This is a genomic window from Delftia sp. K82 (assembly GCF_002193035.1).
GTDB classification, from domain to species: Bacteria; Pseudomonadota; Gammaproteobacteria; order Burkholderiales; family Burkholderiaceae_C; genus Comamonas; species Comamonas acidovorans.
In genome coordinates, this window is sequence record NZ_MYFL01000001.1 from 2,279,162 (window position 1) to 2,292,044 (window position 12,883).

The following is a 12,883-nucleotide window of genomic DNA, read 5'->3' on the forward strand; positions in this document are numbered from 1 at the left end:
TCTGGCCTGCGGGCGCTGCGCTGTTGGCGCTGCGTTGGTTGGCGTACTGGCCCAGCACGGTGCTGCCTATGCCGTCTTCGGCGTACAGGGTCTGCAGCGTGGTCGGTTGACCTGCGCCGCGCGCATCGCTTTTGAACACGCGCTGGCCCAGGGCGTTGTAGACGTAGCTGACGGCTCTTGCGTCGGCAGCGTCCGCGTATTCGCCGGCCTTGGCGATGCGGCCATCTGCGCCGTAGTGCAGGTGGTTGTCTCCTTTCTTGACCAGGGCGCCCGCAGCGTCGTAGCTGAAGGTCACGTTGCTGTTCTGCGCCGCGCTGCCCGGGCGCTGCAGCGTCTGGGCATAGCTTTGCAGGCGATTGGTGCCCGCCGCAGTCTGGTAGTTGCGCTGCAGCGTGGACGTGCCCGATGCCAGGGTATTGCTGTAGTGCACCTGGGTGCGGTTGCCGTTGGCGTCCCAGGCATAGCCGGAGGCGCTGAGCTCGATGGTGTCGGCCAGGCTCCAGCCTGTGGGCAGCACCAAGCCTGTGGGAGCGCTGTGGGCGCTGGCAGTGAGGCGCCCCACGGCGTCGTAGCTGAAGGCGCTGGACAGCTTGGCCTGCTGGGCTGCGGCCGTACCCGGCAGCATGTGCTGCTGCTGGATGAGGCTGATGCGGCCCGCAGCATCCCAAGTCAGGTTCAGCAGTTGGCTGCTGGCCAGCTGGCCTGCGGTGTTGTAGCCGCGCTGCTCGGCCAGGGCTGCCGTGGCGCCGGGCTGCTGCACAAAGCCCGTCCATTGCCAGGCCGTGGGCTGGCCCAGCGGGCTCCAGGCCAGGCCGGTGACCAGGGGCTGGCCGTTCCACTGCAGGCCCGTGATCTGGCCTGTGCTGTCATACAGGTAGGTGGCCTGCTTGCCGCTGGGGTAGGTGATGCTTTGCAGTTCTCCGCCTCCGCCCTGCCCGGCAGGTACATAGGAGTGGATCAGCGACTTGGTGTCGCCATTGGCAAGAATCTGGCTCTTGCGCAGCACCCGGCCCAGGATGTCGCGCTGGTACTGGGTGGTGACGCCGGGGTCCTGGATTTCGCTGAGGTGGCCCGTGCTGGCCTTGGGGGCGCCGGGGCCGTTGTAGGTGTTGCCGGGCAGGTCGTAGCGCAGCGTGGAGGTTGCGGTGCTGCCGTACTGGAGTTCGGTGGGACGGCCTAGTGCGTCGCGCTGCACGGCGAGGGTGCGACCTGCGGCGTCCTTGGCGGTGGCAATCAGGCCCAGGGCGTCGTAGGTGGTGCTGCTGTTGCCGGCGTCGGGGGTGGTTTCGGCCTTGGCGTTGCCCAGGGCGTCGCGGGTGTAGGTGGTGGTGACGCCTTTGAAGTCCTGGGCGGCGGTGACGGCGTCCAGGGCGTTGTATGACAGCGATGCGCTGGCGTTGTCTTCGTTGGTGATAGCGCCGACTCGCCGCAAGGGGTCAAGACCTATGCTGGTGCCACGGCTTGACCCGTTGGCCGGCCGTACACTGCTGATCAGGTCGCCATTGGCGTCATAGCCAAATTCTGTCGCCACTTCGCCGATAGTGAGGCGTTGAATACGGTTGAGACTATTGATGGTGCGTTTCACCACCCACGCTGGTTGATTTCCGGCATCTCGAACAATTTCATCCAAGCGATTTCCCATATTATCCAGGATGTATGAAGCAGAGTTACCGCGATTATCATTCCAGCCAATCAAGCGTTGGGCATTGTCATATATATAGCTGACCTGATGCCCATTGGAAGCGGTCAAACCTTGCATCTGTCCGGACGGAAGATACCTATACAGCGATACTTCACCATCACGTTGCAGACGAATGAGGCGCCCGCGCAAATCATACTCAAAGCTGCTAGCCAGCCCCGTAGTGGCAGTATGCGATTGCAGTCGACCTCCAGCCCCATGAATAAAATAATCCAAATGCCCTAAAGCATTTTTCGTGCTCGAAAGATTCCCGAAACCATCGTAGGCAAAGCTGGAGGTGGCACCGTTAGGGGCGGTTTCCGAGGCCACCAGGCCAGACGCAGCATAAGACCACTGCCAGCGTGGAGCAGAGTTGTCGGCTGCGCCCACATCTCCGACGGCCAAACTCAATAGACGTCCCTTCGCGTCGTAGGTGTAGCTGGCCTGGCGCCCCGACTCAACTATCCTCGAAGGCAAGCTCCATTGAGGATGCCATTCCATGTTGGCAGTACGTTCCTGAGGCGTTCCTACCGCCTCTGTAACACTCGTCAGCAGGCGTCGCCCATGATCCCAGCCAAATGTTTTCTTGGCACCCTTGAAATCGGTCTCCGATTCACGCAATCCAGAAGAGCCTTGAATACGACTGGCAGCATCTATTTCCCCACTCACACCCGGCGCACTACTGGAAGTGACTTCCAGAACACCAAAAGCATTTTTATACCTATAGAAACGTTGACGCCCCAACGGATCTATCACCTGAGTTTCCCCATAATCTTGCGAAGGATATCCAATTTGATATTTAGCCACCCCATTCGCACGCTCAGTGTGTATCACTTGCCCATCTGCATTGTATTTAAATGTGGACAATCTATTATTATTTTCGTCAGTAACACCGGTCAAAAAATGAGGATATCTAAGATCCTCATATTTATAGCCTATCGTTGATCCATCTTTGTAAATTACCTTCTGCAAATTACCCATGGCATCATACTCAAATCCAACTTCGCGCACGCCATCGACGTCGATATCCTGGAGCTTGCCCTGTGAGCCATAAACAAAGTTGAGCCTTCTACCAAAGCCATTGCGTACTTCGGCGATTCTATCGCCTGCATCATACTCATACTCAATAAACCAGCCATTTCGCTGCTCATGCCTTAGAAGCTTTCCTGATTCATCAAAATTTCTTATATCTCCATTCTGCAAATCATTCAAAATCCAGCCATGACCCATCTGTGTCAGACTACTTGATCCATTTCTTGCCACCCACGCCCCATTGACCCAATCAAACCAAAGATAACTGCCATCACCAAAGTTAATTTGGGCATTTTTCGAAATGCCCTGCGAATTCTTTACATGCTCAAGTCTTACCGCGTAGGAATGAGACCATCCTGCCCCCATCTGCGATTCATTCTGCCGCCGGCGATGCAGGTAGGTCCTCTCGATGGATAGTGGATTCACCCCTGCATCAAAGTAATCAACCTCGTTCATGTACTTTTGAGCAATCGGCAAAATAACAGGATACGGGGTTTTGTATCCACTGATGCGACACATGCTTTCCATATCAACCGAAGCAGCTTCACAACGGTTATTCAGCTCAATGCTTCCGTAGTTACAATCGCAGGTTCCATAACTATTACTTTTGGAATTTTCAGGACAAAATCTAATAATACTCATTTCCACATAAGTATATTGATTATATATATCACCCCCCCTTTTTGAACGAACCCAACCCCAGCACTCAGCCGCATCACCAACCTCGATCACTTTATGATTTATGAAGTTGTAGTCATCCAGTGGATCTCCGGCTCGCATTGCCGCATAGTCGGCGCAGTAACCCTCAGGGGTCGAATAGTCTTTTGCAGAGCCCAGATTATTCAACCATCCTCTATAAAAGAAGCTACGAGGAACTGCTGCAGACACCGAGTCAATAAATGTCAGAAAACACAGAAAAAACACGGAAATCTTGACGAACGACGAAATTTTCACTATTCCCCCAAAAATAATAAACAAAGTCAATAAATCAGGATCAACGCGATCCAATCAAGCACTGTGATTTTCTTATGCCGCGTCAGCCGGAAGTTGAGCGAATGCTCTGGTTCGCGCTCATCTTACAGAGCACCTGCACTCCATCACCACACCAACAGCGACAGAGTTCCCGAAACTTCACTTTAAAGAGAACTACTGCCGTCTTCCCGTGGAAGGAGTGCATCGCTCCGATAGCCACGCTCCGCAATGAGAGAGCCTGTCCCCCGTGCTCCGCAACAAGGTCTCCACCGCTATAACGACTGCATGCCCCCGATAACCCTTCCCTTGTCCCCGGCACCCTCGCGCTACACGGCCAACCGGTGTTTCTGCAATAATTGCCGCAACAATCATTGCGCAGTCAATTATTTCACCCGTAGACACCATGACCCAGCCTCCCCTGCCCAACGGTCTGCAGCCCTCGGACTTCTACAGCCCAGGCAGCTACACGCCCTTCGAGAGCGTGGGCTTCCTCATGCGCAAGGTGCTCAGCTCCATCCTCCAGCAGGCCGATGCGCAGTTGGCCGAGCATGAGCTGACCTATGTGCAGTGGCTGCCGCTGTACAAGCTGCTGCTGTGCAGCGACGCCACGAATGCCGGCATGGCGCGTGACTTGGGGCTGGATCCGGCCTCCATCACGCGGGCGCTGGACCGGCTCGAATCCAAGGGCATGCTGCGGCGCGAGCGCTCCACGGTGGACCGGCGCGTGGTCAAGCTGGTGCTGACCGATGAAGGCCGTGCCATGGCGGCCAAGGTGCCGCAGGTGCTGTCCAGCGTGATGAATGCCCATATGGCCGGCTTCAGCCATGACGAGTCCCGCCAGTTGCTGGACATGCTGCGCCGCCTGCTGGCGAACGGCGATGCGATGCGCGCGCCGGAAGCTGCGCCGCCGGCCCCTGCGCCTGCCACGCCTGTCGGCTGACAGCGCCAGCCCCTGTTTCCACCCTGTTTCCACCCTGTTTCCGCCCCGGTTTCCGATTTCCTGATTCTTGACCCCCAACAGGCAGACCACCATGCCCAAATCCTTTGTTTCCGTGTCCGCCGCGCCCCGCCGCGTGGCCGCCGCAGCGGCCACCCTGTGCGCCGCGCTGGCCCTGGCCGGTTGTGCTTCCCAGGGCCCGGCCCATGAGCCGCTGGCCCGGCTGGGCGCCGCCGACCTGGGTCTGACGGCCCAGTCCGAGACAGGCGCCAATACCAGCCTGCCCGCCGCCGATTGGTGGAAGTCCCTGGGCGATGCCCAGTTGGACGGCCTGATCGCCCAGGCGCTGCAGGGCAGCCCCAGCCTGGCCATGAGCCGCGCCCGCTTCGACAAGGCGGCCGCCCTGGTCACGGCCACCAGCACGGCCACCGATGTGCGCGGCACGCTCGGCGTCGACGCCACGCGCCAGCACTACAGCGCCAACGGCCTGGTGCCCGCACCCATTGCAGGCCATACCTACAACACCGGCAACCTGCAGGCCGGCCTGAGCTGGACGCCGGATTTCTTTGGCCGCCATGCCGCCGACCTGCAGGCCGCCCTGGGCCAGGCCCGTGCCGCCCAGGCCGACAGCGCCGCCGCCGCCAACCAGCTGGCGGCCCAGGTGGCGCGCAGCTATGTGGCGCTGGCTCGCCTGATTGCCCAAAAGGATGTGGCTGGCCGCACGCTGACCCAGCGCCAGTCGCTGCTGGACCTGAGCCAGCAGCGCACGCGCGCCGGGCTGGACAGCCAGGTGGAGCTGACCCAGGCCCAGGCCGGCCTGCCCGATGCCGGCACCCAGATCGAGATGCTGGACGAGCAGATCACGATGGCGCGCCGCACCATCGCCGTGCTCTGCGGCCAGGCGCCCGAGGCGCAGCTGCAGCTGGCGCCCCGTCTGGCCGCGCTGCAGATCCAGGCGGTGCCTGGCCAGTTGGGTGCCGACCTGCTGGGCCGCCGCCCCGATGTGGTGGCCGCGCGCTGGCGCGTGGAGTCCGCAACGCAGGGCATAGAGAGTGCGCGGGCGGATTTCTATCCCGATATCAATCTCACGGCCTTCATCGGCCTCAATGCCATCGGCCTGGACAACCTGTTCAAGGGCAGCTCGCGCCAGATGGGCATCACGCCCGCGCTGCGCCTGCCCCTGTTCGACGGCAAGCGCCTGCGCGCCCAGTTGCGCGGCACGCAGGCCGATCTGGACACCGCCATCGCCCAGTACAACAGCGTGGTGCTCGATGCGGTCAAGGAAGCGGGCGACGCCATCACTTCCGTGCAATCGCTGGCGCGCCAACAGCAGCTGCAGGCCGAGTCGCTGGAGAAGGCCGAACGCGCCTACGACTTTGCCGTGCAGCGCTACAAGGCCGGCCTGGCCAGCCAGGTGACGGTGCTGAACACCGAGACCCAGGTGATCACCCAGCGCCGCCTGGACGTGGACCTGCGCGCCCGCGCGCTGGACACACGCGTGTCGCTGATGAAGGCGCTGGGCGGCGGCTGGACCGATGGCACGGCTGCCGTGCAGGTCAGCCAGCACTGAGATCGCAACCCGCACAGGAATCCACCGCACTCTTGACCCTCCACCGGGCAGACCGCCAGCCAGCGTGACAGACCGCCAGCTCCCTGCCCCGGCCGCACAACCACATTCACAGATAACAAAGCGCCGTACACCATGACCGACACCAACAAGCAAGCACCCAGCCCTGCCGCCGCACCGGCCGCAGCCTCGCCCGTGGCCAATCCGCAGGGCCGCCGCAAGGGCCTGACCCTCATCGCCGCCGCCGTCGCGGTGGCCGCCGTCGCCTGGGGCGGCTGGCACTGGATGGTGGCGCGCAACTACCAGACCACGGACAACGCCTATGTGGCGGGCAACGTGGTGCAGATCACGCCGCAGATCGGCGGCACGGTGATCAGCATCGGCGCCGACGACACCGACTACGTCAAGCCCGGCCAGCTGCTGGTGCAGCTGGACTCGGCCGATGCCCTGGTTGCCCTGTCCCAGGCCGAGTCGCAACTGGCCCAGACCGTGCGCCAGGTGCGCACGCTGTACGCCAACAATGCGCCCCTGGTGGCCCAGGTGGCACAGCGCGAGGCCGATCTGGCCCGCCTGCAGGCCGATGCCGCCCGCGCCCGCGAGGATGTGGACCGCCGCCGCCCGCTGCTGGCCACGGGCGCCGTGGGCAAGGAAGAGTTCGACCACGCCCAGTCCCTGGCCCGCACGGCAGGCAATGCCGCCTCTGCAGCCGAAGCCGCCGTGCGCGCCGCCAAGGCACAGCTGACCGCTGCCGAAGCCCAGACCAAGGGCAGCAGCGCCGAAGAGCACCCCAGCGTGATCGCCGCTTCCGCCAAGGTGCGCGAGGCCTATCTGGCGCTGCAGCGCACGCGCCTGGTCTCGCCCGTGGAAGGCTATGTGGCCAAGCGCGGCGTGCAACTGGGCCAGCGCGTGGCCTCGGGCGCGCCGCTGATGACGGTGGTGGGCCTGCACAACCTCTGGGTGGATGCCAACTTCAAGGAAAGCCAGCTGGCCCAGCTGCGCATAGGCCAGAAGACCGAGCTGACGGCCGATGTCTACGGCGACAAGATCAGCTACCACGGCACCGTGGTCGGCATGGGTGCCGGCACGGGCGCGGCCTTCTCGCTGCTGCCCGCGCAGAACGCCACCGGCAACTGGATCAAGGTGGTGCAGCGCGTGCCCGTGCGCATTGCGCTGTCGCCGGAAGACCTGGCCCAGCACCCGCTGCGCGTGGGCCTGTCGATGGAGGCCAAGGTGGACGTGCGCGACCAGCAGGGTGAAGTGCTGGCAACCGCCACGCGCAATGCCCCCGTGGCCCAGACCTCCATCTACGACATGGCGTTGCCGCAGGCCGAGGAGCGCATCGCCCACATCGTGGCAGGCCAGAACGTGGCACCGCTCAAGCAGTTGCCCGAGCTGCCACCCGTTGCCATGGCCGATGCGCAAGACAGGTCACAGGGCAAGGCGCCAGCCGCAGTGGCCTCCGCGCCGGTTGACGCGCAGGCCACGCAGTCCAGGTAAGCAGGCATCGCTTCCCCGCCTTCCCAGAACCTACGCGGACTGCCTATGACTTCCTCTACCACCGCCGTGCCGGAGCCGGCGCAGCCGGGTGGGCCGACCGTGCCGCCTGCCGCGCCACCCTCGGCACCGCCTGCCATGCCCGCACGGCCCGCACCGCTCAAGGGCGCCCAGCTGGCCCTGGGCACGCTGGCCCTGTCGCTGGCCACCTTCATGAACGTGCTGGACTCGTCCATTGCCAATGTCGCCATTCCGGCGATCTCGGGCGACGTGGGCGTCAGCCCCAGCCAGGGCACATGGGTGATCACCAGCTTTGGCGTGGCCAATGCCATCTCGGTGCCGCTCACGGGCTGGCTCACGCAGCGCTTCGGTGCCGTGCGCCTGTTCACCATGAGCGTGCTGCTGTTCGTGCTGACCTCCTGGCTGTGCGGCTTTGCCTCGTCGCTGGAGATGCTGGTGCTGTTCCGCGTGCTCCAGGGCCTGGTCGCCGGGCCCATGATCCCGCTGTCTCAGACACTGCTGCTGTCCAGCTACCCGCCGGCCAAGGCCGGGGTGGCGCTGGCGCTGTGGGGGATGACCACCCTGGTGGCGCCCGTGGTCGGCCCGCTGCTGGGGGGCTGGATCACGGACAACATCTCCTGGCCCTGGATCTTCTACATCAACGTGCCCGTGGGCCTGCTGTCGGCCCTGATGACCTGGAGCATCTACCGCAGCCGCGAGACCCCCACGCGCAAGCTGCCCATCGACTCCGTGGGCCTGGCCCTGCTGGTGCTGTGGGTGGGCGCGCTGCAGCTGATGCTGGACAAAGGCAAGGAGCTGGACTGGTTCGCCTCGGGCGAGATCGTCACGCTGTGCGTGCTGGCCATCGTGAGCTTCGTGGTCTTCCTGGTCTGGGAGCTGACGGATGCGCACCCGGTGGTGGACCTGCGCCTGTTCATGCGGCGCAATTTCGCGGCGGGCTCGGTGGCGCTGTCGATTGCCTACGGCCTGTTCTTCGGCAACGTGGTGCTGCTGCCGCTGTGGCTGCAGCAGTGGATGGGCTATACCTCCACCACGGCCGGCATGGCGCTGGCGCCGGTGGGCATCTTCGCCATCATCCTGACGCCGCTGGTGGGCCGCAAGGTCACGCAGTGGGACCCGCGCAAGATGGCCACGGGCGCCTTCGTGGTGTTCGCCCTGGTGCTGTGGATGCGCTCGCGCTTCACGGTGGAGACGGACTTCATGCACATCCTGGTGCCCACGCTGATCCAGGGCGGGGCCATGGCGTTCTTCTTCATCCCGCTGACGACGATCACGCTGTCGGGCATCTCGCCGGACCGTATCCCGGCCGCCGCCGGCCTGAGCAACTTCGTGCGCATCACGGCGGGTGCCATGGGCACCTCCATCGCCACTACGCTCTGGGAAAACCGCGCCGCGCTGCACCACGCCCATCTGACCGAAGGGCTGATCCAGGGCCAGGGCGTGTTCGGCGTCACCGTGCAGGGGCTGCAGGCCGCAGGCCTGAGCCAGGCGCAGGCGCTGGCCCAGATCAACCGGCTCATCGACCAGCAGGCCTATACGCGGGCGGCGGACGACATCTTCCTGGCGTCGTCCGTGCTGTTCCTGGTGCTGATCGTGCTGATCTGGATGACCAGGCGCCCCGCAGGCCATGCCGGCGGTGCCGAGGCGGCCGGCGCCCATTGAGGCCCAGCTTGCGGCCATCACGACAAGGAGCTGCCTGCAGGGGCAGCTCCTTTTTTGTTTACATGACGACACGCAAGGCGCCTTGAATCGGGCCGCCAAGACCACCATCTCGACAGGGCTGCGCCACCGGTTCCATGATGGCGGCGGCCTGAACACCGACGGAGCACCGTGAAAACACCCCGCATCTTCCGCGCCCCGATTGCCGACTACGCCCAATCACCCCAGTCGGTGGGCGGGCGCTTTCGCAACGTCCATCCCCGCCCCGCCAACGCGCCCCAGCCCGACGCCAAGGTGATGTGGGACTTCTTCTTCAACAAGCCCAAGGACACCGAGCCTGCGGCGCCCCTGCCCGTGCAGCGGCTCACCCCGGCCGACCTGGCCGCCGCGCCTGAGCGCAGCCTGTACCGCCTGGGCCACTCCACGCTGCTGATGAAGCTGCGCGGCGGCTGGTGGATCACCGACCCGGTGTTTGCCGAGCGCGCCTCGCCCTTTTCCTTCATCGGCCCCAAGCGCTTTCATGCGCCGCCCATCGCCCTGCATGAACTGCCCGCGCTGCGCGGCGTGGTGCTCTCGCACGACCACTACGACCATCTGGACCGTGCCACCATCCGCGCCCTGGCGCCCCGGGTCGACTTCTTCCTGTGCACGCTGGGCGTGGGCGACCGGCTCATGGACTGGGGCGTGGCCCCCGAGAAGGTGCGCCAGTTCGACTGGTGGCAGGACGTGCAGGTGGACGGCCTGCGCTTCACGGCCACGCCGGCCCAGCATTTCTCGGGCCGGGGCCTGCGCGACGGCAACCGCACGCTGTGGGCGTCCTGGGTCATCGAGGACCTGGCAAGCGCCGACACGCTGCGTGTCTTCTTCAGCGGCGACGGCGGCTATTTCGACGGCTTTGCGGAAATCGGCCGGCGCTTCGGTCCCTTCGACCTCACGCTGATGGAAACCGGCGCCTACGATCCGCACTGGCCGTATGTGCACATGCACCCGGCCCAGACCGTGCAGGCCCACCGCGACCTGGGCGGACGCTGGCTGCTGCCCATTCACAACGGCACCTTCAGCCTGGCCATGCATGCCTGGTGGGACCCCTTCGAGCGCGTGCTGGCCCTGGGTGCCGAGCACGGCATTGCCGTGGCCACCCCCATGATGGGCGAGCGCGTGGACCTGGCCGCCCCCCATGCAGGCGAGCGCTGGTGGCGTGCCCTGGTATCCCCTGCCGTGCAGGACGCAGCCGCATCAGCGCCACAGGCCCAGCCGCGTTAAATCCGTTTTTGCTGCATTGCGTCATCGGCCTACGCGGGCCGGCATCCATCTGGATAAAGTGAACCCAGCTTCAGGAGTGCACATGGCAAATCGCAAAAATCCCCGGGCCGCCCTGGTCGCCCGCCAGGCCACCGACCTGGCCGTCGCAGCGCCCCAGGTCGTGGCCCATCGCCTCACCCGCATGGCCATGGCAGGCGCCAATCCCTCCGCGCGGGACCGGCGTGAATTCACACGCATGGTGTCCGAGAAACAGACAGCCTTCCAGCAATCCTGGGCGGCGATGGGCATGCAGTCCATGGTCGCCAGCCAGGCCCTGATGCAGGCCTGGATGCGCATGTGCTGGACACCCTGGAGCACCTCCACCTGGAACGGCGGAGCCCTGGCATCGCAGGCCTCGCAATGGCAAAACGCCATGTGGGGCGTGGTGGGCAAGGGCCTGGCCCCCGTGCACCGCACGGCGGTGGCCAATGCCAAGCGCTTGGCGCGCGGCTGAGCACGGCCAAGCACGGTTAAGTGCGACTGATCGCTGCTCAACGCGGCTGATCCACCCATATCAAGCCCGCTCCATTCACCGGAGCGCGGCAGCGCGGCAGGGCCGATGCGAGGGCGAGGTTCGGGTATCCTCGCGGCCTTCGTTCCGTTTTGCTGCGCTGCCGCATTTCCAGGCATGGACTCCATGCAGAGACTGAAAACACGGCCGCGGCAGGCGGATTCCCCCCTTTCTGCCATCGCTTTGCCAGTCTTCCCCGGAGTTCTCTGATGACACACAAGGCCCCGCCAACCGGCCAGGGCCTGCACGGTCAAGACGACCTGCAGCGCAATCTCACCAACCGCCATATCCAGCTCATCGCCATCGGCGGGGCCATAGGCACGGGCCTGTTCATGGGCTCGGGCAAGACCATCAGCCTGGCCGGCCCGTCCATCATCTTTGTCTACACCATCATCGGCGTGATGCTGTTCTTCGTGATGCGGGCCATGGGCGAGCTGCTCCTGTCCAACCTGCAGTACCGCTCCTTCATCGACTTCTCGTCCGACCTGCTCGGCCCCTGGGCCGGCTTCTTCACGGGCTGGACCTATTGGTTCTGCTGGATCGTCACGGGCATTGCCGACGTGATCGCCATCTCGGCCTACTCGCAGTTCTGGTTCCCCGACCTGCCGCAGTGGGCACCGGCCATCGCCTGCGTGGGCCTGCTGCTGGGCCTGAACCTGCTGACGGTGAAGCTGTTCGGCGAGATCGAGTTCTGGTTCGCCATGATCAAGATCGTGGCCATCGTGGCCCTGGTGGCAACGGGGCTGTACATGGTGGGTGCCGCCTTCGTCTCGCCTGCGGGGCGTGCGGCCAGCCTGTCCAACCTCTGGAACGACGGCGGCATGTTCCCCAACGGGATGATGGGCTTTTTCGCGGGCTTCCAGATCGCGGTGTTCGCCTTCGTGGGCATCGAGCTGGTGGGCACCACGGCGGCCGAGGCCAAGGATCCCGAGCGCACGCTGCCGCGCGCCATCAATTCGATTCCCGTGCGCATCATCGTGTTCTACGTGCTGGCCCTGATCGCCATCATGGCCGTCACCCCCTGGCGCGACGTGGTGCCCGGCAAGAGCCCGTTCGTGGAGCTGTTCGTGCTCGCAGGCCTGCCGGCCGCCGCAGGCGTGATCAATTTCGTGGTGCTCACCTCGGCCGCCTCGTCGGCCAACAGCGGCGTGTTCTCCACCAGCCGCATGCTCTACGGCCTGGCGCTCAAGGGCGATGCGCCCCGGGCCTTCCACCGGCTGTCGCGCAGCAGCGTGCCCTCACGCGGGCTGCTGTTTTCGTGCACCTGCCTGCTGGCCGGCGCGTTTCTGATGTGGGTGGTGCCCGATCTGGTGGAAGCCTTCACGCTGGTGACCACGGTATCGGCCATTCTGTTCATGTTCGTGTGGTCGCTGATCCTGCTGTCGTACATGGCCTACCGGCGCCAGCGCGCGGCCCTGCATGAGGCTTCGCGCTACAAGATGCCCGGCGGCGTGGCCATGTGCTGGGCCTGCCTGGTGTTCTTTGCCGCCATCCTGGGCCTGCTCACCCTGCAGGCCGACACGCGCCAGGCGCTGGTGGTGACGCCGGCCTGGTTTGCCCTGCTGGCCATCGCCTACCAGTTCGTGCGCCGCCAGGCATCGCGCCAGTCGGCGGAGCGCTCCACCGCCCTTGCGGGCACGGCAGCCGAACCGCGCTGACCACCTCCCGGCCGCTCCCCCTGCGCATGGGGGCGGCCATTGCAGGGTGCCT

8 protein-coding genes and 1 pseudogene are annotated in these 12,883 nt (G+C 64.5%); 7 read left to right on the forward strand and 2 right to left on the reverse strand.

Annotation, left to right across the window (positions count from 1 at the left end):
- On the reverse strand, positions 1–1,432 hold a 1,432-nt coding region (locus KDK82_RS33120; protein ID WP_256974440.1), incomplete at its 3' end, for a hypothetical protein.
- 495 nt (positions 1,433–1,927) lie between these two features.
- Positions 1,928–3,490: pseudogene (locus tag KDK82_RS33430) on the reverse strand (DUF6531 domain-containing protein); the annotation flags it as partial.
- Between the two features lie 595 nt (positions 3,491–4,085).
- Here KDK82_RS33430 and KDK82_RS10080 point away from each other — a divergent pair.
- The 7 genes from KDK82_RS10080 to cycA all read left to right on the forward strand — a co-directional run bounded on the left by KDK82_RS10080 (position 4,086) and on the right by cycA (position 12,831).
- A complete protein-coding gene (locus KDK82_RS10080) occupies positions 4,086–4,622 on the forward strand; it encodes a MarR family winged helix-turn-helix transcriptional regulator (RefSeq protein WP_043791990.1) in 537 nt (178 codons plus the stop codon).
- Between the two features lie 91 nt (positions 4,623–4,713).
- On the forward strand, positions 4,714–6,189 hold the full coding sequence (locus tag KDK82_RS10085) for an efflux transporter outer membrane subunit (RefSeq protein ID WP_088165482.1): 1,476 nt from the start codon (positions 4,714–4,716) through the stop codon (positions 6,187–6,189).
- 132 nt (positions 6,190–6,321) lie between these two features.
- Positions 6,322–7,683: an efflux RND transporter periplasmic adaptor subunit gene (locus KDK82_RS10090; RefSeq protein ID WP_088164770.1), complete on the forward strand. Its 1,362-nt coding sequence runs from the start codon at positions 6,322–6,324 to the stop codon at positions 7,681–7,683.
- A gap of 45 nt (positions 7,684–7,728) precedes the next feature.
- Positions 7,729–9,363, forward strand: a complete 1,635-nt coding sequence (locus tag KDK82_RS10095) for a DHA2 family efflux MFS transporter permease subunit (protein ID WP_088164771.1) — start codon at positions 7,729–7,731, stop codon at positions 9,361–9,363.
- Between the two features lie 168 nt (positions 9,364–9,531).
- Positions 9,532–10,623: an MBL fold metallo-hydrolase gene (locus KDK82_RS10105; protein ID WP_088164772.1), complete on the forward strand. Its 1,092-nt coding sequence runs from the start codon at positions 9,532–9,534 to the stop codon at positions 10,621–10,623.
- A gap of 82 nt (positions 10,624–10,705) precedes the next feature.
- Positions 10,706–11,116 (forward strand): polyhydroxyalkanoate granule-associated phasin, encoded by a 411-nt coding sequence (locus tag KDK82_RS10110; protein WP_065345843.1) that lies wholly within the window; start codon positions 10,706–10,708, stop codon positions 11,114–11,116.
- Positions 11,117–11,382: 266 nt separating this feature from the next.
- Positions 11,383–12,831 (forward strand): D-serine/D-alanine/glycine transporter, encoded by a 1,449-nt coding sequence (gene cycA / locus KDK82_RS10115; RefSeq protein WP_088164773.1) that lies wholly within the window; start codon positions 11,383–11,385, stop codon positions 12,829–12,831.
- The last annotated feature ends 52 nt before the right edge of the window (positions 12,832–12,883 follow it).